Annotated in this window: 18 protein-coding genes; 6 read left to right on the top strand and 12 right to left on the bottom strand. The window is 42.9% G+C overall.

Annotated elements, in window-relative coordinates; all coding sequences use genetic code 11:
* Window positions 1–69 precede the first annotated feature (69 nt).
* The 3 genes from ACFE90_RS18865 to ACFE90_RS18855 all read right to left on the bottom strand — a co-directional run bounded on the left by ACFE90_RS18865 (window position 70) and on the right by ACFE90_RS18855 (window position 2,671).
* On the bottom strand, window positions 70–960 hold the full coding sequence (locus tag ACFE90_RS18865) for a proline iminopeptidase-family hydrolase (RefSeq protein ID WP_375503148.1): 891 nt from the start codon (window positions 958–960) through the stop codon (window positions 70–72).
* Window positions 961–998: 38 nt separating this feature from the next.
* Complete coding sequence (locus tag ACFE90_RS18860) at window positions 999–2,255, bottom strand: ABC transporter substrate-binding protein (RefSeq protein ID WP_375503150.1); 1,257 nt, start codon at window positions 2,253–2,255, stop codon at window positions 999–1,001.
* Window positions 2,256–2,473: 218 nt separating this feature from the next.
* A complete protein-coding gene (locus ACFE90_RS18855; protein ID WP_375503146.1) occupies window positions 2,474–2,671 on the bottom strand; it encodes a hypothetical protein in 198 nt (65 codons plus the stop codon).
* Window positions 2,672–3,047: 376 nt separating this feature from the next.
* Here ACFE90_RS18855 and ACFE90_RS18850 point away from each other — a divergent pair, with 376 nt between their 5' ends.
* Window positions 3,048–4,343 carry a chloride channel protein gene (locus ACFE90_RS18850; protein WP_375503144.1) on the top strand — a complete coding sequence of 432 codons (1,296 nt, stop codon included), beginning with the start codon at window positions 3,048–3,050 and terminating at the stop codon, window positions 4,341–4,343.
* A gap of 188 nt (window positions 4,344–4,531) precedes the next feature.
* On the opposite strand, the gene uvsE is transcribed toward ACFE90_RS18850, so the two are convergent.
* From uvsE to ACFE90_RS18825, 5 genes are all read right to left on the bottom strand, one after another.
* Entirely contained in the window at window positions 4,532–5,488 is a 957-nt protein-coding gene (gene uvsE, locus ACFE90_RS18845) for a UV DNA damage repair endonuclease UvsE (protein ID WP_375503142.1), read from the bottom strand.
* Between the two features lie 133 nt (window positions 5,489–5,621).
* Window positions 5,622–6,959, bottom strand: coding sequence for a ScyD/ScyE family protein (locus ACFE90_RS18840; RefSeq protein ID WP_375503140.1), 1,338 nt, complete (start codon window positions 6,957–6,959; stop codon window positions 5,622–5,624).
* A gap of 275 nt (window positions 6,960–7,234) precedes the next feature.
* On the bottom strand, window positions 7,235–7,879 hold the full coding sequence (locus tag ACFE90_RS18835; RefSeq protein ID WP_375503138.1) for a hypothetical protein: 645 nt from the start codon (window positions 7,877–7,879) through the stop codon (window positions 7,235–7,237).
* 427 nt (window positions 7,880–8,306) lie between these two features.
* Window positions 8,307–9,293 carry a UDP-glucose 4-epimerase GalE gene (gene galE / locus ACFE90_RS18830; protein WP_375503136.1) on the bottom strand — a complete coding sequence of 329 codons (987 nt, stop codon included), beginning with the start codon at window positions 9,291–9,293 and terminating at the stop codon, window positions 8,307–8,309.
* 273 nt (window positions 9,294–9,566) lie between these two features.
* On the bottom strand, window positions 9,567–11,831 hold the full coding sequence (locus tag ACFE90_RS18825; RefSeq protein WP_375503134.1) for a family 1 glycosylhydrolase: 2,265 nt from the start codon (window positions 11,829–11,831) through the stop codon (window positions 9,567–9,569).
* Window positions 11,832–12,122: 291 nt separating this feature from the next.
* Between ACFE90_RS18825 and ACFE90_RS18820 the strand changes: the two genes are divergently transcribed.
* On the top strand, window positions 12,123–12,389 hold the full coding sequence (locus ACFE90_RS18820; RefSeq protein WP_375503132.1) for a hypothetical protein: 267 nt from the start codon (window positions 12,123–12,125) through the stop codon (window positions 12,387–12,389).
* A gap of 85 nt (window positions 12,390–12,474) precedes the next feature.
* Here ACFE90_RS18820 and glf read toward each other — a convergent pair whose 3' ends face one another.
* On the bottom strand, window positions 12,475–14,913 hold the full coding sequence (gene glf, locus ACFE90_RS18815) for a UDP-galactopyranose mutase (RefSeq protein WP_375503130.1): 2,439 nt from the start codon (window positions 14,911–14,913) through the stop codon (window positions 12,475–12,477).
* A 967-nt stretch (window positions 14,914–15,880) separates the two neighbouring features.
* On the opposite strand from glf, the gene ACFE90_RS18810 reads away from it, so the two are divergent.
* Window positions 15,881–16,630 (top strand): DUF4142 domain-containing protein, encoded by a 750-nt coding sequence (locus tag ACFE90_RS18810; protein ID WP_375503128.1) that lies wholly within the window; start codon window positions 15,881–15,883, stop codon window positions 16,628–16,630.
* 142 nt (window positions 16,631–16,772) lie between these two features.
* On the opposite strand, the gene ACFE90_RS18805 is transcribed toward ACFE90_RS18810, so the two are convergent.
* A complete protein-coding gene (locus tag ACFE90_RS18805; RefSeq protein ID WP_375503126.1) occupies window positions 16,773–17,780 on the bottom strand; it encodes a glycoside hydrolase family 43 protein in 1,008 nt (335 codons plus the stop codon).
* A 473-nt stretch (window positions 17,781–18,253) separates the two neighbouring features.
* A complete protein-coding gene (locus ACFE90_RS18800; protein ID WP_375503124.1) occupies window positions 18,254–19,063 on the bottom strand; it encodes a phytanoyl-CoA dioxygenase family protein in 810 nt (269 codons plus the stop codon).
* Window positions 19,064–19,997: 934 nt separating this feature from the next.
* Here ACFE90_RS18800 and ACFE90_RS18795 point away from each other — a divergent pair.
* The 3 genes from ACFE90_RS18795 to ACFE90_RS18785 all read left to right on the top strand — a co-directional run bounded on the left by ACFE90_RS18795 (window position 19,998) and on the right by ACFE90_RS18785 (window position 23,473).
* Entirely contained in the window at window positions 19,998–21,857 is a 1,860-nt protein-coding gene (locus tag ACFE90_RS18795) for a glycoside hydrolase family 2 protein (protein ID WP_375503122.1), read from the top strand.
* Window positions 21,836–22,936, top strand: coding sequence for a galactose-1-phosphate uridylyltransferase (gene galT, locus ACFE90_RS18790; RefSeq protein WP_375503120.1), 1,101 nt, complete (start codon window positions 21,836–21,838; stop codon window positions 22,934–22,936). Before ACFE90_RS18795 ends, galT begins: the two co-directional genes overlap by 22 nt.
* Window positions 22,937–23,260: 324 nt before the next feature.
* Window positions 23,261–23,473: a hypothetical protein gene (locus ACFE90_RS18785; RefSeq protein WP_375503118.1), complete on the top strand. Its 213-nt coding sequence runs from the start codon at window positions 23,261–23,263 to the stop codon at window positions 23,471–23,473.
* A gap of 201 nt (window positions 23,474–23,674) precedes the next feature.
* Here the strand turns inward: ACFE90_RS18785 and ACFE90_RS18780 are convergent.
* A partial coding sequence (locus ACFE90_RS18780) for a hypothetical protein (protein ID WP_375503116.1) occupies window positions 23,675–23,939 on the bottom strand: 265 nt, incomplete at its 5' end.

Raw genomic sequence — 23,939 nt, 5'->3', positions numbered from 1 at the left:
ATTTTTAGCGATCGCTGGTTTTTGATCCTACCTCACCAAATCGCGTTGCTCCCACCTATAATCTGACCTTTACAGCGCTGTTTCAACACGATTCAAAAATTCGCTTAAGACTTGCAAGAATCGTTCCGTCTCTTCCAGATGAGGCATATGTGAACTATTTTCAAACAGTACCCACTCAGAGCCGGAAATACCTTGGTGAACTGTTTCAACACAAGTGGGCGTAACCTCATCGTAGCGACCTGAGAGCAGCAGTGTAGGCACAATAATTTCACTTAGACGATCTTCAATATTCCAGTCGATAATTTTGCCAGCACCTCGAAACTCTGTACCGACTTTGCTGTAAGCACTAGTCAAGCAGCTAGGCCAAGGGTCTATTCGGCAAAGAAAAGAATGATTGAACAGCTCCATTGCCTGTTTGTATTCGGGGTCTTGAATGCTACCATCAGCTTCATGCTTACGAATGATCTGTTGTACTTCGATTGGTAGCTCATTCATTAGGCTATAAGCTTCAGTTATAAATTGTTGAATGCTAGAAGGCGTGCTAGCGAGAACCAGACTAACTAATCCAGCGGGTTGAGAAAGGGCATGTTCGAGTGCTAAACAACCGCCCCATGATTGCCCAAAAAGATGAATTTGGTCCAAATCTAAGGCGCGGCGGATGGCGAAGAGTTCTTCTTTGAATAAATCAATGGAATACAATTTTGGATCTGTAGGGCGATCGCTATTACCACACCCTAATTGATCGTAAAAAATAACTCGCCTTCCGGTTGCTGCGATGCCTGCGGCGGGCGTAGCCATCGCTTCCAAAGGTTCTAAGTAGTCGTGGGGTACTCCTGGGCCCCCGTGAAGACACAGCAGTGGTAGCTTTTTAGAATCTTCTTGGTCTGGTTTAATAATCCGATACCATACCTGATGACCATGAAACGAGATAAAGTCTTCAACGGCAGAAATTGTCATCATGGAGTTAATATTTTTACTTTTTAAATAAGTATACGTAATTACTCCATTGCTTTAACCTGCTGATTAGCTTCTTTTTGTGCTTGTACCATCGCCTGCTTTAATGGTTGTTGCCCCAATAAGGCGCTGACAAACTGGTTATCAAAGTTATTGACGATCGCAGATGAATACTCACCTACCTGCCACGGTGTAGCATAATCAACACCTGCTACTAATGGCGATCGCATAGGGTCTTGATCGTAGCCCAAATTCTTTGCTACTGATTTACGTGCTGGCAAAGCAAACCCTGTTCCTGTCCACTTTTGCATCCCTTCTTTACCCGTGAGATAGTCAATCAACTCCCAGGCTTCGGTTTTATGCTGTGCAAGATTATTCATCACGTAAGCAACAGTAAAAACCATCGTGCCTTTTTTATCATTAATAGTAGGCACTGGTGCAGTAGCAAACTCTACTTGGGGAAAGGTTTCAGTTAAATAGGGAATTGCCCAATTCCCCTCAATCACCATTGCCACTTTACTTTGACCAAACATTTCACTACCTGAGTTTGTCCCCACATCAGATTTTTGGGCAGAGGAACGGTCTTTTTGATACTGGTCTACTACTAACTCCAAACCCTGTAAACCTGCTGCACTGGCAAAGGTAGCATAACCATTTTGATCGACGATTTGTCCACCAAAAGCTTTAATTTTATAAGCCTGACGCGCTAATTCTGGGTTTTCTCCAAAGCCGTATTTGTTAAGTTTGCCTGTCAATTGTTTCGAGTAGTTACGTAATTCATCCCAAGTAGCTGGCGGACTACTCAAGCCTGCGGCAGCGAAGGCTTTTTTGTTATAAAACAGAGCAAGGGTGGAATAGTCTTTGGGAAGTCCATAAATCTGGTTCTGATATTTGAAGCTGTTGAGTAGGGCATCCTCGAAGTCTGGTAGGTCAAATTTGGGGGTAATGTAAGCATCTAAGGGTTCCAGGACATTTTGACTCATTAAAAAAGGAGCTTCCAGCGCATCCAGATAAAAGACATCAGGCGCGGCTTCTCCAACCAGACGAGTTTTAATCACATCCATATATTGGTCGGGGATTGCTTCATATCTGACCTTAATAGTTGGATGTTGTGCTTCAAAGTCTTGCAGTACTTGCCTCAAGAGTTTTTGTTCAACAGGAGAGCCTCCCCAACCACTGAGTTTAATGGTAACTGGGGTAGATGCTAACGGTTTCCTTGGTAATTGTAGGCTTTGACAAGCAATAATCGCGATCGCGATCGCGATTACCACTCCCAAAAAATTAAACAATCTTTTTTTGATCACAAGACAGCTAATAGTCTCTTTTCTTTTAACTTATACCTTCTATTGCTAAAGACTGATATTTACTTAGGGACTGATAAAAAATAAAATCAGCTTCTGCTGCAAAAATTTCAAATGATTCATTACTGGAGGTAAGTGATACACATTACTAACAAGATTCCCGACTTCTTAGAGAAGTCGGGAATCAGAGCATTTCGATTACTATGACGCAAACCCAATCAATCATCAGTTGGATCATCGATCATTTCTGGTACTAAAGCTGGGTTACTTTTACGTTCTTCTGGTGATTGCTCCCGAATAACATCGTCTATTCTCGCAGGATGTTTGATTTTGTCCAGTACCTCTGGATCTAGTTGCGATGGATCGCCTTCTGGAGTAGACTTTTCAGCTTGACTAGGAACTGTTTCTTTATTCATCACTATTTCCCCAAACTTATACGCCAAGCTTAAATTCTTTTGTGGTCAGCTTCACACTATCTGGAGACTTAATTTCACACAGCAATAAGTAAAAAAAGCGACGCCGATAGCGTACCCCTACGGGGATCTTGCTATGCGTAGCGTCTCGTAGAGAAGCGTAAAGCCTTCTCTTCGAGAGGCTTGTCTGCGACACGCTACGCGAACGCCAACGGCATGGCTTCGCTTAGAGCGAGTCTTGCCGAAGGCACGCTCTTGCGTTCGAGCGTCGTAGCCCGTCGGAGACATGACCCCTTGTAGACCAAAGATGATTAAATAGCCTCTACTATAAAAAACGTAAATATTCTGTATTCTCTGTTTCATAAATAGGAAATAAGCAGTGTTACCAAAAAAGCCTCCCGCTACCAATCAAACTCAACGCTGGACATTTGCTCAACTTTTTGGACTGGTAAAACGTAATCCCTTGATGATTTCGCAGTGGGTGATCTGCTGGGTAGTTGTAGGCATTGCTGGTGGTCTATTTGCTGCGTTGTACTGGAATGTTTTAGAACTTTTAACTCACCAGTTGCAAAAAGTTGAAGGCTTTAGCCTCCTGATAGTGATGCCACTAGCCGGTTTAGTTATCGGGCTGGTGATTCATTTTTTGGGAAATCCCGGTGAAATCGCTGTGATTGTTGATAATATCCATTTTCGTGGCGGACACCTAGATGCTCGTAAGAATCCCTCAATGATTCTTGCTTCTTTAATCAGCATATCGACAGGCGGTAGTGCTGGCCCTGAAGCACCACTGGTGCAGGTAACAGGTTCTTTTGGTACTTGGGTTGCCGATCGCCTAAAACTCCAGGGTGAAGACCTTAGAACCATGAGTTTAGCGGGGATGGCGGCTGGCTTCACTGCTTTGTTTGGCGCACCTCTTGGCGGTGCAATGTTCGCCCTAGAGATTTTACACCATCAATATATTGTGGAATATTACGAAGCCTTGATGCCAGCCATTGTTTCGAGTTGTGCTAGTTATTTGGTATTTGCAGCAATCACACATTTAGGAATTGCGCCCACTTGGCATTTTCCCCAGTACCACCTAGACAAGATTGATGATTTTGCGATCGCTATTATGTTCGGCATCATCGGGGCGGTGGCAGGATGGATTTTTATGGGCATTTTTCGGGGCTGCGATTACTTGTTTGCTCGAATTCCCGGCCCCATTTATGTACGCACAACACTAGCAGGGTTCGGGCTTGGCACTTTAGCAGTTTTATTACCCCTAACCCGTTATTTTGGACATGAAGAGTTAGAATCAGTCCTTACTACTAACTTTCCTGCTGTTTTTCTCTTAACTCTTGCTTTTGGTAAAATGGCTGCCATTAGCATTACAGTAACAGGTGGGTGGCGCGGTGGATTCATCATCCCTTTGTTTTTCACTGGTGTTTGTATTGGTAAAGCTGTAGCAGTCTTAATTCCGGGAATTAATCCGGCCCTTGCGATGATTTGTACAATGGCGGCTATCAATGCAGCCGTAACGCGCACACCTATAAGTACGACTTTGCTACTGTCAAAACTGACTAATTTGAGTCCTCTTACGCCAATCCTTTTTGCCAGTTTAATTGGATTTTTTCTCGCGCCCAAAGTTCCTTTGATTGCATCTCAATTGAAGTCTCAGAGAGAAGCTATTGAATAAAAGGGTAGCTAGTAGTCTGTCAAGCGAAGTTTGAAGGGTAAAGGAACGAACCACGAAGGCGCGAGGTACACGAAGGAAGAAGAGAAATTGATGAGTAATTAAGTTCGTAGTAAGGACTTTAGTCCTTATCTTCTAAGCACTAAAGTCCTTACTACAAACCTTCAAAACTAGCTAGGTATTGTGTTAATTTACGTACAATTATTTTTCATTAGCCAGGAAGAACGCAAAAGTGCGATCGCTTCTTCTTTTTGTTTAGCTTCGACTTCGATCCACGGTGCTTGGTGGTAGACGTTGGGCATATCGGTAATCAAGTTGCTGTGTTTTCTGTCATTGAAAGCTTGCTCACCATTGGAAATATGGACTAATTGCCAATCTGGATTTGTCCAAGTTTCTCGTGCTGCGTAAAACATTGATGCTACACTCGGATGATCGTAGCTATCTAAATTTTCGTGGCAAATATGGTGATGGGCATCAAATACCATCGGTACGCCAGCTTGCTGACATACTGCTAAAATTTCGTCGGCGCTATAGGCGTATTCATCGTTTTCTAAAGTCAAGCGGCTTTTGATATTTTCTGGTAATTCGGAAATTACTTTTACTAATTGTTCAGCCCTTTGAGATTTGCCACCATGAATATTCATCAATGACCAAGGCGATCGCGGTAAGCCTAGTAAGTCAAATATACGTGCATGTCCTGCTAGGTTATTGATACTTGCTTGTACCACTTCGGGAGAATCAGAACTCAGGACTACATATTGATCTGGATGCAACACCATTCTTATGCTTAATGCATTTGCTCGTTGACCGATTGTTGCTAAATCAGCGCTCATTGTTTCTAATATATTTGCGCCGATTTCGTCTTCTAAGTCACTTAGAGGAAATAGAGCAGAAGACATCCGGTAAAGCTGAATTTGATTCTGCTCACAAAAGCAAAGGGCGTCATGCAAGCGCTGTAAGTTATGCCGATACAGTTCACTTAGGGCGCTTTGGCGATCGCTAAGTGAAAGTTTTAAGTATCGGGTGCGCGTCATTGTCCGAAAGCGCACTTGTTTGTCAGAGGTGATACAAACTAGCCCTAAATGGGGCAGTGTACTTTTTTGGCACTGCTGTGCATTAGGTAAATTTTGGAACTCGATTACGCTCATTAACTAAATACTAACTGTTGCCTATTTTGAGCTATTCTTTAATTTAAACAAGTTTTACCATTAACTTACGAGTACCTAAAGAATGAAGTCTTAAGCCTTAGAGGATGTTTGAAAAGTTATAAACGGCAAAATTTTATGCCAATCGTCTCGCCATAATTCGGATCATAACTTGCGATTTTGAGTTTTCTGAAGGGCTGCGCTTGGTGAATGAACAAACACCTAATGCACCAAACGCTACTAATACGCCCAATATAGAAGTTGGTTCAGGAACTTTTTTTGTAGTCTCAATCCTCAAAACTTGTCCAAGTCCTGGGCGATCGCCTTTATTTGAAACATAAATAGCACCATCAGGGCCAACAGTCAAGGCAGTAGCAGACTCTAACCCATTACCACTCAGCAGCGTTGTCCGAGTTCCATCAGGGGCTATTTGCACTAAAGAACCATCTGAAATACCTTTCCACTGTGGTTCATTGCCATATTGTAAAGCATATAAATTACTTTCAGCATCAAAAGCCAAGTCACTCAGTTGAGTAAAACCATCAGCGTAAACTGTAGTTTTACCATCAACTCCAATCCGAAAAATCCTCGCTTTACCTTCTGGAAAAGGGAAACCAGTGTATTCACTCACATATATTGCACCATCGGGGCCAAATGTAACACCTGTAGGTACTGATTGAATTTCAATCTCCTGCGGTGTTTGTCCAGATGGCGGCGCATCAGGAGGTAGTACTTGCCCTGGCTCAGGAGCGGGGAAAATGGGATTAGTTATCTTTTGTGTAGGAAGCACAGTTAGTGACTTTAAATCACTTCCATCAAGTCCCACAGTCAAAACGTTGTTTGCAGCCGCATCAACAATATAAGCAGTATCATCCTTAATTGTAAAAGCATAGGGGTTGCTAGCTATTTCACCGCTAACATCAAGCACATCAACCCCATCTGCATTATTGGCGAATTCATATTTTGCCAAATTAGCAATACTTTTCAACGAACCTGTTTTCAGGTCTACTTTATAAAGCTGTCCCCAGCTAGGAGAATTTTTTGGAAAATCGGAAATAGTTGGATTACCAGCATACCCAATTAGAAGATAGGAATTTCCCAAGCGATCAAATTGGATATCTTGAGGCCCTTCACCTGTAGTACCAGTAGGTCTTAATGCTATTGAAGGTAATCCTGTAATTACACGTTCTTGTTTCCCATCCTTAACTTTAGTCACAGCACCACTTGTACCAGCACATGAAAGCAGACCTTCCAAACTAGGACCGGGAATACATCGCCCATCTCCCCCCACACCTGACTCTGTAATATAGAGACTACCGTCAGGAGCAAAATTAAGACCACGGACATTATCAAGACTGTCAGCAACCACACTAAATGACACAGCTTTTGCTGGTTTTATTTCAGAAAAAACGGTAAGACAAACAGTGAGAAATGTAAAACTAAGAACAGATTTAGAAATTAAAGATAAAGGCATTGGACAATCCAAATAGAAGAGAGGTTTATTAAGTATTTTTATTAACCAATAGTTGCAATAACATGGTGCGTTCTATCAATGGTATTTTAGATATAGCGTTTCTCAATCGCCTAAGGTACAAATTAATTTACAGCATATTTCAAGTTGGTAAGGTACAAAAGCTAAGTCTGTTACCCAGGTATAAAGCGTGTTTTACTCCTGAATTTTGAATGCTGTATGTTCATTCGTGCCTCATTTAAGTGAGAACCGCTATATTGCATTTATTAGGCCATGCTTCATCCAGCTAATCGACGGTAGCGCCGACGCACGATAAAACTAGCTCCAATCAAACCTATGCTAATCAGTGGCGTTATAGTTTTTGATTCTGGAACTTTTTGAGGAACTTCGATAGAACCGCTTACTAAAGCCTGACCCTTCAAGGTAATAGTTGATTTTAGATTAACTATGTCTTCTTCAGAAAATAATAGTGTGCTTGTAGCGTTTTTGAATATGCCTTCACCATCGGTGATATTTACGACGCCAGAACCTTTCGCTGTCAGATTTTCAAAATTCACTGAAGCACTAGCATCACTTGTTCCAAATAATTTGTTAGTACCACTACCAAATACAATGTAGCCCTGCGGGAAACCTTGGACGCCGAATACCTCTGGATTATTATTAAAAGTCAGATTTCCATTGGCATCAAGCACGGAGTATGTTAGACCTTCGTATAGTCCTAAATCATACGGCGCATCATCACTTAAACCTACCTCAAATACCTTGGAAACGTTGCCTGAGATCGGCTCAATATTAACTGTTGTGCGATAGTTGCCAGTAAATGGATATATGGTTTGTGCTGTAACTCTCATTGCATCTGAGCAAATGCTAGTGAAAGTGAGAACCAATGGAACTAGCCACACCTGGGGTGAGCGAAGTATCATTTTAAACTTTTAACCTCAAAAACTATTGATTTTGACAACAAGTCGAATATTCAATTTTCGGAAATATGCTACTTTTGCAAAAGTCTTTCAATTTGGGTCAATTGTGTAAATTGTTCTCTAGAGGAGACAATCTAAAGATTTTGAAATTAAAAAATTAATGTTCATTGACCTTACGGAATTATACGTTAGAGGATTTAAAGTGCAGTTGCAATGAATAATCCTTTGATAAACTTGTCAATTTTTTATTAGTTACTGAACTGCCTTTCTAGGGAATTTAAGAATTGCACAAATTTATTTAGGATGGTAGAAAATTAGTGCCCATGACTAATGACTCAAAATCCCACGGTTTCAAGCTGTGGGATGAGTTAAATTATCTTTATTCTTTGTTGGGCATATATCGTGAGGATAATAGCAAAATCTTTTGTCTTTATCTATGTCGTCGCTGATGCCATTGCCAAGCATGGGTGAGGATTTCCTTCACGTTGGGATATTGGGGATGCCAACCCAAAACTTTAGTTGCTTTGTCGCTGCTACCAACTAAAATAGGAGGGTCGCCTGGTCTGCGATCGCGTTCCTCTATTTTGATTTCTTTGCCTGTTACTTCCTGAGCAGTTTCTATCACTTCTCTGACGGAAAAACCACTGCCATTTCCAAGATTAAATACTTCGCTTTCTCCACCTTTGAGCAGATATTCTAAACCCAAAATATGAGCTTGCGCTAAATCAGTTACGTGAATATAATCCCGGATACAAGTACCGTCTGGGGTAGGGTAATCAGTGCCGAAAATAAAGATAGATTCGCGTTTACCCAAGGCAGCTAATAGTACTAATGGTATAAGGTGAGTTTCAGGTTCATGGTCTTCACCCAGCAATCCATTGGGATCAGCACCAGCAGCGTTAAAGTAACGGAAACGTACAGACTTTAAATTGTAAGCTGTATCAAAATCAGATAAAATTCTTTCTACCATCCACTTGCTAGTAGCATAGGGACTAATGGGATCTTGCGGATGTTCTTCGGTAAGGGGAACAAACTTTGGTACACCATAAAGGGCGCAGGTAGAAGAAAAGATAAATTTCTTAACTGACGCAGCAAGCATTGCCTCTAAAAGTGTCAGAGTGCCTGCAACATTATTTTGGTAATATTTAGCTGGGTCGGTGACAGATTCACCCACGGCAATATAAGCAGCAAAATGCATTACTGCCTCTATATTATGAGTTGAAAATATGTTATCAAGCAGGGCGCGATCGCTCATATCGCCAACAATCAACTTGACCTGCAAAACTTCTTCTACAAGTTCACGATGTCCATTGGATAGATTATCCAGAACAATTACTTCATAACCTGCATTTTTTAGAGCTAATACAGCATGGGAGCCAATATATCCGGCTCCTCCGGTTACTAAAATGGTTGACATAATTGGGGATTGGGGGTGTATGGATTTAGTTACTAGTACAGCGCGACGGAAATAAACAACCCATTCCAAACGAACAAAACGCTTACGCTGTACTCGTTTTGACTTTTGAGAGCCAGTTGCTACCCTGCGGGAACGCTAAGAGCGAACAAGTCGGCAGAGCCGGACGCCAGTCGCTCATGGGGGAAACCCCCATCGCCCTTGGCGTCTCCCCTTGGGAGAAGACCGCGCTGGCTCCTCAACGCACTGGCTCCTTTTGACTTCCGCCTTGCGGTATTAGATTCTTTCTTCCAAGTAGCGAGAAATTGCACTCTCAAGCGATGGCATAAATTCACCTCGGCTGCTACCAAGAACGCTGTAAGTTGGGCGGGGAGCAGTTAAACCAAGCTGTTCTGTGGGCACAGAAATCAGATTGCTGACACTAACTCCAGCTTGTTTAGCCGCTAACCGCGCGAAATCAGCCCAGGCGATCGCACTCTTATTCGCCAAATGCCACAGCCCAGACTCGCCGTCAATTAATAAATCTAGGCTGACATGAACTAAATCTGGTACATAAGTAGGTGAAACAATTCCATCCTCTGCGGCAATGAAATTATTACCAGCACTAAGCTGACGCAGAGCGATCGTGACAAAGTTATACTCATCCCACGGGCCAAAAAATGCACTTGTGCGAATCACCAACGATGCAGGATAAGCCTGCAATACCAGTTTTTCTGCCAAAACTTTGCTGCACCCATATACATTCAGGGGAGCAACGGTATCAGTTTCGACATAAGGATTGGACACAGCACCGTCAAATACCAAATCTGAGGAAAAAGTTAATAGCGGTACGTTATGTTGAGCGCAAGCAGCAGCTAGAATCGCTGGGCCTTCGGCGTTCACCTGTAAGCAAACATGGGGTTCATTTTCGGCATCGTCCACCCGCACGTATCCGGCAGCGTTCACAACTGCCCACGGCTTCAACTGGGTAAGCGCTGCATCCACAGAGGCAGGATTGGTAATATCCATTTCTTGGCGCGTCAGCAGCTGATATGAAATTCCGCGCACTTCGCACAACCGAGCAAAAGCCTTTCCGAGAGTTCCTCTGGCACCGACGATCGCCAGGGGACGAGGGGAGGCAAGGGGCATTAGGGAAGTTTTTTTCCTTGCTTCTCCTATGATCGCATTGCAACTTAGTGCAGGGTATAACAGGCGCTCTTGTCGATGCCACCAGCCAGGGGTTTCAAGTAGCGGATGATTTAGTTGATGCCCATTTGCTAGATCCTGCACCATTTTTGCGATCGCTGTCGGTCGAGGATGTGGCGATTCTCCAGAGGAGACGCTACGCGAACGCAAATCAAATACCCCTGGCTCGTAGTAGCCGTTAGCTTTTGTAACTAAACTATTCCAATCGTAGCTGCCAAGGAGCGCCCAAACAGTAACAGCGCGGATATCCACACCCTCAGCTTGTAATTCCTTCGCCGCATTCCACACCTCATAAAGCCAACGTAGCTGCTCCTCACGGGTGCAGCTAATATGAGCTTCGGTAACAGCAAGGGGCAGGTGATAGCGTTCCCATGCTTCTAGTAACAATATACGTGGGCCTGCCAAACCCTCAGCACAAACTCGCACCGCCTCTACATCTGCATACTTGTCATGCCCATTACCGCCGTACGTCCAAGCTGGATAATTTTCTGTATGCTCATCCAAAAAGCGTTCGCTGGTTAAATAATGGTTAATCCCAATGATGTCAGGGGGGCAGGTATTTTGCAAAAATGTCTCAAGTTCAGCCTCACTTATACCACACTTCTTTAAGTAACCCCACATTGGATGAGTTGGGTTGATTCGACCGCATAATAAATCAAGGCTCAACCAACGGCGATCATTCTCAAATTCTGCTTGATATTCTAGTTTCGGTGTACTGTAAATCTTACCTAAATCCTCTGTTTGCACTAGTTGAGCGCTAGGGTTGACTCCCCGGATTGCCTTCATTGCCAAGGCTACTGCGCGACACTCTCCCAACAAAGCACGGGCGAAAGTTAACTCATCCCGCCCGTGAGGATACCAGTGACCATACATTCCACTGAATCGCGCTGTTGTCAGTGGCTCGTTTACAGGTGTGTAATATGTGACCCAAGGATAACGTTCGGCAACCGCACGGGCGAATACAGCTAGTTTCTCTGGAAATTCTGGGTCTACCAAACTTGTATCTCGTGGGCCACTACCATGATGCACTAATCCCACAATCGGACAGATACCAAGTTCTTGCAAGCGCCCCAGTCTTTCATCAGCCCAAGACCAATCGGCATTTTCTAGCCCATTAGGTGCTATCTTCTCCCACAATATAGGGTAGCGGATAGCTTTTATCCCTAATTCTGCAAACAAATTTAAATCATCTAAGCGCGTTGCATGACCGTTGCGTTCCAACTGGTCTAAATACTCATCACCCACGCGATTAACTGTACACTCTACACCAGCCCACACTTCCAAGGGGAGTTGTGAATTATTCTCTCTCAAGACGTTATTTATTACGTCTTTACTTGAGTTAAAGACAAAAGTCATAATTTACACAACCAAAGCTTTTATTACCTTTATCAAAACTTACGCAAACAATAGCTAAAATCCTTTTTTCAGGTAGGGGCAATCCATGAATTATCCCTACAACGTGTAGTTTTGCGTAAGTCCTACTTTAATATTTGCGCGTTTTGATAGCGTAGATATAATATCTACTATTTTTTGCGGATTGTTGACCACAAAAGCATGAAGAAAAATACAGAATTCAAAATCAATTAGTGGAATACTCAGATCCAAAAGTTTCTTAGTACAGCTTTGCATAAAATCGTAGCGTTTTTAATGCAAGGGGACGCATTGGCATTGTCAGCTGATGCATTGGCATTGTCAGCTGATGCATTGGCATTGTCAGCCGATGCATTAGTATTGTCAGCCGATGCATTAGTATTGTCAGCCGATGCATTGGCATTGTCAGCCGATGCATTAGCATTGTCAGCCGATGCATTGGCATTGCAGGGTATTGTCAAATTTAATTCGCTACGAATTAATGAAATGCTGTACTTAGTAACCACTAAATCATCTGCCAGTCATATAAAATTGCTAATCTGACTTGTGTAGAGACGCAATCCATCGCGTCTCTACTTTAAAAAATTGCAGTCTGGGCAGTGCCTGCCCACGATTAACATCAACAAACTCAAGCCTTAACCGCTATTTCTTTGTATGTTGCTAAAGCCTGCGCCACACAATGATCCATGTTGAGATACTTGTATGTAGCTAGCCGTCCCACAAAATGCACACCTGATGTTGCCTCAGCCAGGGCTTTGTATTGTTTGTAAATTTCTTGATTTTCAGGACGTGGCACTGGATAATAGGGGTCGCCTTCTGCCTTGGGAAACTCGTAAACAATACTAGTTTTAGAGTGTTCCTGCCCGGTTAGATACTTAAATTCGGTTATACGAGTATACAGTTGTTCGTTGGGATAGTTAATTACTGGCGCTGACTGAAACACAGGGGTGTGATGCGTTTCGTGTTTGAAATCTAGTGAGCGATAGGGTAGTTTACCGTAGCGACAATCAAAAAACTCATCAACTGGCCCAGTGTAAACCATTTCACGGCAAGGTATAGCCTTCTCGATTTCGCGGTAATCGGTGTTGAGCATTACCTTAATGTTCGGATGATTTAACATATTCTCAAACATCCGGGTAAAGCCGTGCAGTGGCATTGCTTGGTAACTATCTGTGAAATATCGGCTGTCGCGGTTGGTACGGGTGGGAATTCGGGCAATTACTGTTTTGTCAAGTTCTGAAGGATCGAGTCCCCATTGCTTGCGAGTGTAGTTTTTGAAGAACTTTTCGTAAAGGACTTGACCAACTTTACTAATTACTACATCTTCAGAGGTACGGATGTGTTCTCTCGGTTCTGCAACTGACTGAAAAAACTCTTCTGCCTGGAATGAATTGAGGTTCATTCCATAGAGTTTATTAATGGTGTCAAGGTTAATGGGGATGGGAACAAGTTGTCCATCTACACTGGCTAGAACGTGATGCTCGTAAGAACGCCAGGCAGTGAACTGTGAGAGGTATTCAAATACTTCGCGGGAACTGGTATGAAAGATATGGGGGCCGTATTTATGTACGAGAATCCCGTGGTCGTCGTAATGGTCGTAAGCATTGCCACCGATGTGATTGCGCTTGTCTACAACCAATACTTTTTTACCGGAATGTCTCGCCAAGCGATCAGCGAGAACGCTACCAGAGAAGCCTGCACCAACAACTAAATAATCAAATATAAAGTCTCTAGTAATGATGCTTGGTGCTTCTGGGATATCTGTTGAGATAGGAGATTTCCCATTTTTACCATTAGCTGTGGTATTTTGTGTGGTTGCGATCGCAGAATCTATCAACTGCATCATCGATCCCCAAGTCCGATCCCAAGAAATCTGCTCTAATAAAGCATCTACCCGACTCAACCATCCTGATGCTGGGGTATCTTCTTGCAATGCTTGTTCTGCTGCGGCGACAAACTCTTCAGTCGTGTCTGCAATTCGTACTAGCTTCAAGTCTCCATAAGGACGCACCACATCTCGAATCGAGGTAGAGACTACAGGTTTACCTGCGGCTAAATACTCTGGTGTTTTAGTTGGGCTAATAAAACGTGTTGACTCGTTTCGCGCAAACGGCAACATTGCCAAATCCCAACCCGCCAGATATGCAGGCAAGTCTTTATAGTCTTTACCACCGAGATAATGAATATTTTCATGCTGTGGCAGAGTTGCTGGGTCAATTTTCACAACTGGCCCAATTATCACTAGATGCCAATCAGGACGAGCTTCGGCAATTCCAGCTAGTAATTCAATATCCATTCGCTCATCAATTACACCAAAGAAGCCAAGGCGCGGATGAGGAATATTTGCTTGGTCTGCTGGTTCTTCTTTAAAGGTTCTTCCTTGTCCAAAGTGGGCTACATCTACACTACTGGGAAATGCATAAACGTTTGGATGCTGGTTTACTTTACTTTCGTAAAGGCTTTGCCCACCTGTAAATACTAGATTTGCCCGACGAAATAGTTCTGCTTCGTAGTTTTTTAAAGTAGGGGATGCTCCTTTAAAAGCAGACAATTCATCCATGCAATCGTAGATAACAGCTTCAGGTTCTAAATGGCTTGCCCATGCGATCGCCATTGGCGTATAGTACCAACAAATGTACTTAGAGATATTATGTTCTGCAAATAACCCATCGAGCAGTACTTTGATATCTGCGTTTACTGCTTCTTCACCTAGACCTTCTGGTAAATATGGAACAACAACTATCACTCCACTTTTGTCTTCACTAACGTCCAATCGCCCCAATGGTTCCCGGCTAAAAATTGGCTCTTCGATAAAGAAAACTCTCTTTTTTTGAGCGCAGCGACTTAAAAGATGTTGTGGTCTTTGATATACAAAATTCCAACGCAGATGAGATAAGCAAACTATATCAGGTGTATCGGTAAAAGCTTTTGTTGACCGAGAGCTTTTGTTGAGTGAAGATAAATTTATTGATGATGTCCCTAGCGATTGCGATTTAGCTTCATTTACCGTTGGCGACACAATATGACTCACACCGTTGTTTTGTACTTGCACTTTATTGCTTGACATAGATTATTAACTCAACTTGCAGAATATTGGACTAACAAGTTCTCTTTTTCGTAAGAATTATTCTTATTATTTGCTTTTTTTAATTACATATTCATCTATCTAAATATAGTAATTAAAAAATTTTGTATTATACTTAAGTATTAAAATTACAACCTTAACAATACTTAACTATATGTCAAATTTAGCTAAATATATAATTAGATATACGCCAAAAGGTTTATATTGGCGTTACTTTTGTAAGTAAAGATTAGAACAATTCGCAATTCGCAATTCCGTTTTGTGACGGGGATTTAGATTTAGCCTTCCATTGGTGCTGCTTGATAGAAACTATGCAACTTAAACCCCCAAACTTTGTTAAAACAAAGTAGATTAATATAATTATATATATATATATATATATAAATTAGCAAGTTCAAGTATCTACTACAGGTTTTTTATAGTTACTGCTCAGAAATATCTGATGATGCCCAGTCCAAAAATTATTAATACTGAGATTAAACCAGTTTAGCCAAGGCTTCTGCTAGATTTATATTTAAACTAATAGGACAATATAAATGTTTTGGAATAAATCACTGAAGTTTAGATAAATCTCTTGATCTTAAATTTATTCATTTATTAAATTTGCGTGCGACAAGCTGTTAAAAATGATTTACATAGACGTTAAAATCTATATCTATAAGACTTTTATTTGATTACGTGAAAAAACTTGCCCTCAACTCGAAAAGGCTGATTGGCTACTCCCTACTGCCTGCCTACGCATCTAAGAAAAAATTACATTTTGTTTGTGGTTCTAAACACACCTCAAGAAAGATGAATATTTATCGCAAAAAGAAGACTATTGGAGATAGCGTACTTTTCCAGACGTATTAGGTTATTTGCACCATCACTAATCTCGCCAAAAAAATTTTGAGCAAATGATCTAGTGGAAATACACGCTGGTTTAGCCAAGCTTTATTAGGAACCGATCATGATTAAACGAACCTTAGTTACTATTGTTCTCCTTGCAGTCGGATTTTTCGTCTCATTGGGATACTCAGCATTACTTCCAAATAATCAGTTTGTGAACGCTCAAACAAATCGAACAACCCCAACCCAAAATACCCAAGTTAATCAGGTTGATCGGCAGTTCTTTATAGATGCAGGTCAAGCAGGCTTAGGTAACATCGCACTGGGGCAATTAGCATTGCAGCGTTCGACTAATCCTCAAGTTAAACAATTTGCCACAGCAGAGATTCAAGAGCAAACACAGGTGAAAAATGACTTGACACGGATTGGTTCACGATTGGGTGTAACTCCTCCCACCACTCCTGCGCCAAAATTTCAAGCATCACTAGCGCGACTGTCTCAGTTAGAGGGCGATCGCTTTGGGCAAGCGTATATGGATGAGGGTGGTGTAAATGCTCATCTGGAGAACGCAGCCCTTTTCCAACGCGAAGCCGCGCTTGGACAAAACCCTGACCTTGTAGCAGTGGCGAATCGAGGATTGCCAACCATCAGAAAGCACTTTAACACTGCTAGCGCCATCACAAAATATCAATTTGGCCAGGTTGCGCGGAGATATAATAATCTGCCTAATAATTCTGGTGCATCAGCCCCTCAAGGCAATACTTCCCCTACATCAGGAGGCGATAGCCTACCTGAGAACAATCCTTCACCTACAGGAGGAGGCACTAGGATACCTCAAGGTAATACTACACCTACAAAAACCGATAGGTAAAATCTTCCCCCATTGGCGATACCTTATACCATTTCACTTTAATAATGATACAAATACACTAGTAAGGGCATGGCAATGTCATGCCCCTACGATAAATTTATATGTGTCAAGGTTTTCGTGAATTGGTATTAATCCTTGGAAATCAATTTGATTTGCAGGCGATCGCCTGTGGTGTCCAGGTAGGGCCTTCGCAATATGGCCCATCTGGCGTCCAAATGAGTTTATCCAAGCAGATTCGCCGCGCATCCATGTTCGCCGCCCAGGCATGGTAGACAATGTACTCAGTCTGACCATCGGGGCCCACAACGATTGAATTGTGTCCAGGCCCTTTGACACGATCAGGAAGCGAACGCAACACCCGTGGCCCCGTTTCGTTACCGAAATCAGAGTAAGGCCCCATCACATTATCCGCAACTCCATAATCTACACCGTAGTTCTCAGTTTCCCAGCGCCCACCGCTATAAAAGCAATAATATCGACCTCCATGTTTACGGACACAGGGGCCTTCTAAGGTATGCCAATCAAAATGTTCACCATACATCAATCGGTTAGCTAAAAATCGTTGCCAATCGGAACGCGCCCGTAAGACGACTTTCCCAACACCGCAAAGTTTCGTCATATCTTGAAGTTGGTCTACAAAGAGGGCAGTACCAGCACGCACGCTACCCTCCGTGTCTAAAAAATCACGAGCATAAAACAAGTACCACTGTCCATCATCATCACGGAATGGGTGGGGGTCGATGGCGAAGGAGCAAGACTCCGGGTCTACAAGTGGCTCACCAATATCTTTATAGGGGCCCAAGGGAGTATCGCTCGTGGCAACACGCAACTGATGATTTTTGTCCTCGTGTCCTACAGAGTAGTAGAGGTAGAACTTGCCGTTGCAATAAGCAATTTCCGGGGCCCAAAAATTATCGCCAAGGGAAGGGTCTGGCCGCAACAGGGCGTTACCAACAAAATCCCAATTGATGAAATCCAGAGAGCGTAATAGAGGAAATACACGCAGTTTGTTAGTAGAATCCGCTATTTCGTCTACCATTCCTTCTGCTTCGGCTGCACCAGTGCCGATCGCATAGTATACACCCTCAAATTCCCAAACAAAAGGATCGGCAAAATAGCCTTTGTAGACTGGATTGGTATAAGTTAACATCTCGGCGCTCGCTATAGCGTGTTAACTCAATTCTTAAGGAAGTGCGATCGTAAAAACAACTATCTTTATGCTGGTTCGCACCCTTGAATTGTCGAGCATTGCTGAATTGGAGTATGAATGATTCCAAACTCCTCTACAAAAATACGAAAACTTTAAGACTACCCCTTTCAAGATGACTCGTAAAATAAGATTGTTTTTTCTCAGCGCTCTCAGCGCCTCTGCGGTTTAAAAATGATTTATTTAACCGCAGAGGCGCTGAGAACACAGAGTAAAGAGGTTAAAGAGGAAAAAGGAATTTATTGACCAAAATTTTTACCCACCTTGAAAGGGCTACTCTAGGAACTTACGCATTGACAAGAAAAACAAAATATGAATGATTTGAAAAATCATATCTGGCGTAAGGGCACAGGAATGCTGTGCCCCTAGAGCGTGGTATATTTACCTTAAAATAGCTGTAAATGTGGAATAGTTTATTAGTACTTGAAATTCACGTAAGTTTCAACCTTCTCTTTTGGCAACTGTTCCACCACCTGACACCGAATCATCTGCCTTAAATTCTCTGGTAGGCTTTCATAATAGTCTCGTTGGAGAGTCAAATCCACCTTCGGCGTGTGCAACCAATGCATAGCATAGCCCATAACTACCATCGGTCTTGGCTGGTTAGTCCGATTTGGTGAACCCCGATGCAAGGCCAAAGGTGTCCGAATCATCGCATCCCCTAGTTCCATATAAAAAGATTCCATCGGAATTTCACCAGTGGCAATTTTTCTTAGTCCCTCTTCACGCGGCAAGATATGCGTACCACGCGCCATCTGGAACGGCCCGTTTTCTGCCGTTACTTCCACAAGTGGGAAGTTAACCGCAAGGGCGTAAAGTGGCGTTACTATTTGGTCGGAGAACAAAGGGCGATAGTCCCGGTGGATTTCCTGATAATCCGAACCTTGTACTGGGAGATCAACTCCCAACTGAACCATCACATATTCTTGAAAAAACACTCGCTCCAGCACACCCATAATCACTGGATTAGCGAAAACTTCCACATTGGCAAAGGGGGAAACCCAAGGCAATGTTAGGTAGTAACGAGCAATTTCACGAGGAGCTAGCCCACCTGGTTGATTTTGGCGTTCTCGGAATAAATTATCAAAAGCTTTTGCCCATTCGCTAATCAATTCTTTATCAAAAAGACCGCGAATCACACAAATTCCGTCTCGATTTAGGTCTTCGGCAAATCGGTTTAGGTCAGTATTTGTATATTTATTTACTCTACCTATACTTTGAACCATTTTCTTATCCTCGCCAATTCATCATGTTAAAGTCGAATTTAAATCTGACTCTCAATAGCAGTTTTTGCAATTGTTCGTCGATAATAGCGCACTATTTCTGGAATTGACTTATCAGTTTTTGTAGACTTAGGTTATCCAAATCTCTTTGTAGACAAGGCTTTATGTTGATTAGTTTCTAGGGTTTTCCGGTTGTGAGGTAAGGTGCTGAATCAGAAATACAGCAACGGTTCTTAAGCCAGTTCACTGCCCAAATTGTGATATTATAAGTGTAGTAAGAGGTGATAAAACTACTGAAGGCAAAAATTGCTGCCTTTGCCGCCAAGATGGGAATTTTCGCCGCAGATTCATACAACGACTGCTGAAAATTAGCTACAACTCCGTAATCCAGGAATTAAAAGAATTTGTAATACTTAATTAAATTTTGTAACGGAGATTTAGCGCCAAACCGGAGCGGAAGTTTCCTTCGATATGGATTATGCATGACACACCTCGCCACTTGTAAGTTGATCTTGACTTAAACCCCCAGAATTAGTTAAAAAAATTCCAGCGTTATGGGGCAATAGATTTAACTTGCAAAACCAAATTCAACATAACTGTTGTGGGGTGGGCGTTTTGTCCGCCCAGTAGATGCAATTTAAATATGGAACAGCTTACCTAATTTTTTCCTGCCGACTGGCAACTATTCACAATATGTGTGCCATAATGTCACGAGTCAATAGTCTATACCTAATTTTATGGGCCCAATACTAGGGCGCTTGATGTATTTTATGTTTACTATTAAGCGATGAATAGGGTTATGCAATACAGGTATAAAGTTATATAGATTACGGGCAAAGGAGAAAAAAACTCCTGGAATGTCTTAAAACAGCCTAGTTTAGTCTAAACGGAAGGCACAAAAAAATTTGTTCTATTGTAGTTACATTAAGAGGTTTTAATGAAGTTGTTGGATATACAAAAGCGCAAGGTTGAATTACCCTCCAATACAGATAATCAAAGGGTTTCTAGCTTTCCAGAAGCGGGGTATCCACGTCCACAGTTACAGCGATCGCACTGGCTAAGTTTAAACGGTCTGTGGAAGTTCGCATTTGACGATGAAGGGCGATGTGTTCAACCAGGCGATATCCAGGGGTGGACTCATCATATACAAGTTCCCTTCGCTCCCGAATCTACCAAAAGTAGTATTGGTGATACAGGTTTTCATCCAAATTGCTGGTATGAGCGAGAATTTGAAACGCCTGAAGGTGACGGCAGATTATTACTGCACTTTGGGGCTGTGGATTATCGCGCCCGTGTATGGGTCAATGGTCAATACATAGCAGAGCATGAAGGGGGACATACTCCTTTCACGCTGGATATTACCGCAGTTTTGAATGACACTGGCATAACTAAAGTAACAGTCTGGGCCCAGGATGATCCTTGTGACCTTGCCAAACCTAGAGGAAAGCAGGATTGGCAATTGGAACCGCACAGTATTTGGTATCCTCGCACCAGTGGTATTTGGCAAACAGTCTGGATTGAGCGTGTGGGTAGAACTTACATCGATCACATCCGGTGGAGTCCCGATTTCGAGCGGTGGGAAGTTGGTTGTTATGCTGCGATCGCAGGTGATGCCCCTGCTGGTATCCAAATCAAGGTAAAACTGAGCATTGGCAATACCGTGCTGGCAAACGATACATACGAAGTGTTTAACGGAGAAATTGGCCGCCGCATCTCCCTTTCCGATCCAGGTATCGACGACTACCGCAACGAATTGCTGTGGAGTCCAGAAAAGCCCACCCTAATGGATGCCCACATTGAACTTTGGCATAAAAATGAACTCTTGGATGAAGCCAAATCCTATACAGCAATGCGGACTGTGGGGATACAGCGCGATCGCTTTATGCTCAATGGTCGTCCTTATTATTTGCGCTTAGTTCTGGATCAAGGCTACTGGCCCGATTCGCTAATGACAGCACCGGACGATGGGGCATTGCGGCGCGATGTCGAACTCACCAAAGCAATGGGTTTTAACGGAGTCCGTAAGCACCAGAAAATTGAAGACCCGCGATTTTTATATTGGGCAGATGTGCTGGGGTTGTTAGTATGGGAGGAGATGCCCAGTGCATATCGTTTCACACCTAAAGCAGTGGAACGCACGACGCGAGAGTGGGCTGAGGTGATTAGGCGGGATATCAGCCACCCCTGTATCGTAGCTTGGGTAACGTTTAATGAATCCTGGGGAGTTCCGAATCTGGTTGAGACTGCGGCTCACCGAAACTACGTCTTGGCAATGTTTCACTTAACTAAAACTCTCGATCCGAGCCGCCCAGTGATTGCCAACGATGGCTGGGAAAGTACAGATACGGATATTCTGGCTATTCATGACTACGACACCCACCCACAACGATTAGGTCATCGCTATGGGCCAGAAGTCAAGCTATCAGATTTGTTTGACCGGAAGCGTCCTGGAGGGCGCATCCTGACACTGGATAACTTTCCGCATCAGGGACAGCCAGTGATGCTGACTGAGTTTGGTGGTATTGCCTATGCTCCTGTTGATAACCCCGATGCAGATAAAGCTTGGGGATATGAGCGTTGCTCTAATATTTCCGAGCTAGAAATTAAATACGCTTCTCTGCTCGAAACGATTAATGATATCGAGTTGTTTAGCGGATTTTGCTACACCCAATTTACAGATACTTTCCAAGAAGCTAACGGTTTATTATACGCCGATCGCACGCCTAAATTTCCCATTGAGGCGATCCGCGCTGCGACCCTTTCAGGACAAGGATTATGTACTCCCACAAGCTGTTAAAGCCGGATAGTCGCCCACTGACCTTATACAGTCGATACCCGATTGCCGATAATATCATCGCCACTAGCCCTAGTAATGAACCAGTGCAGGCAAATCCCCACCTGCGCTGGCATCCTTTACGCGGCGAATGGGTTGCTTACGCTTCTCACCGTCAAGGGCGGACTTTCATGCCGCCCCCAGAATATAACCCTCTTGCACCCACTACGAAGCCGGAGTTTCCTACAGAACTACCCCCAGGTAAGTATGATGTGGCGGTGTTTGATAATCGCTTTCCCTCAATGGCTCAAGCGGCACATGACCCACCAGAGTGTATTGTGGAAACATTGCCAGCTAATGGGGCGTGTGAAGTGGTGGTTTTTGCTCAAAATGCCCAAGCTTCCCTTAGTTCTCTGGAATTGGAACACCTTGATTTGCTCTTAGAAGTGTGGGGCGATCGCACCCGCGTATTGGGAGCAAATCCCCAAATTCAGTATGTGCTGCCTTTTGAAAACAAGGGTGTAGAGGTGGGTGTAACATTGCACCATCCTCACGGGCAAATTTACGCCTATCCTTTTACACCACCTGTTCCGGCGCGAATGCTGTCAATGCAGCAGGAGTATTATGAAGAACATCGGCGGGGTTTACTGCAAGACTTGATTCAGAAGGAAATTGCAGACAATCAACGGATTATTTATCAAGATGAGTATGCGATCGCATTTGTCCCGGTATGCGCTCGTTACCCCTATGAAGTTTGGATTGCTCCTAAAGAACCAGTTGGCACTTTTATGGATCTTACTCCAGAGCAACGTTGGGGACTTGCTAAGGCGTTAAAAACTGTCACTCTCAAGTATGACGGCTTGTGGAATCGTCCGTTTCCTTACTTGATGGCTTGGTTCCAAGCGCCAACTGACGGTTTAGCGCATCCCGAAGCGCATTTACACGCCGAGTTTTTTCCACCATATCGGACAAGTGAAAGGCTAAAGTATCTGGCGGGAACCGAACTTGCAGCAGGGATGTTTGCCAATGATGCTTTACCGGAGGAGAAAGCCAAAGAGTTACAAGCTGTTGTCGTAAATATTGAAGAACCGATTTCGGCGTAACAGGGTTTGAAGCTGTAACTTAATTTCTTGACAAACCTACCCATTTATTGATGTTTGTCTATCTCTTAAATTAGGTCATCAATAAACGGTCTTAACCGTTCCTTCTAATCGGGGACGGTTTTTAACTTTTCTGTAATACCATTTCACTAATAATCATACAAATACGTTGGTAGGAGCAAAGCAATGCTGTGCCCTTAGAAGAAATCTATATAACTCCAGGCTGGATTTTGATAGTTCTGCTATAAGCCTTCTGATAGTGTATTTCACTAAACAAAAAAAGTTTAGGCTGGGGGTGTTTAGTTATAAAGATGAGAGGTAATAGTTATGCCTGGTGGACATGCTAGCCATAAAGGCACTTCCAATAAACCCAATGTTAATGCCAATGGAGTAATTGATGATGCTGCTGATGAATCATTAAACCCCGATGATCTATTGTCTGAAGAACAAACCAACACAGAGATCCATAGAGTTGAAGAAAGTGTTAAGTTCCCTCCTGCTACCGAACGGCCAGGTGAAAAATCAAATACTAATACCTGAAGTAACTATAAGACTCATATTTGATTTTTGAAATATATAAGGTGCGTTACGGCTAACGCACCTTATATATTTAGATTTTTTCAAAAAAGTGTAGCAACCTGCTAACAAGCAGTATCGAGTGATTTCAATATACAAAAATCCCCCTCTAACCGACGGTATAGAGGGGAAGATGGCTCAGTCAGAGGATATCTATCAAAATTTTTAACCAAATTTACTAGCGGTTGAAGCTATAAGGAATGCTGCATAGGTAAGGATGTAGCCAACTGTGAAGTGAGCTAAACCTATTAACCAACCTTGGACGATAGACAAAGCAACAGGCTTATCTTTCCAACGAACTAAGTACAGCTTTGCGTAAAATAGTAGCGTTTTTAATGCAAGGGAACGCATTGGCATTCTCAGTCGATGCGTTGACATTGTCAGTCGATGCATTGGCATTGTCAGTCGATGCATTGGCATTGTCAGTCGA

It is taken from the genome of uncultured Nostoc sp. (assembly GCF_964245445.1).
In the GTDB taxonomy this organism is placed as follows: Bacteria; Cyanobacteriota; Cyanobacteriia; order Cyanobacteriales; family Nostocaceae; genus Nostoc.
Note: the sequence above shows the minus strand (reverse complement) of the source record. Positions and strands in the feature narration are given on the sequence as shown.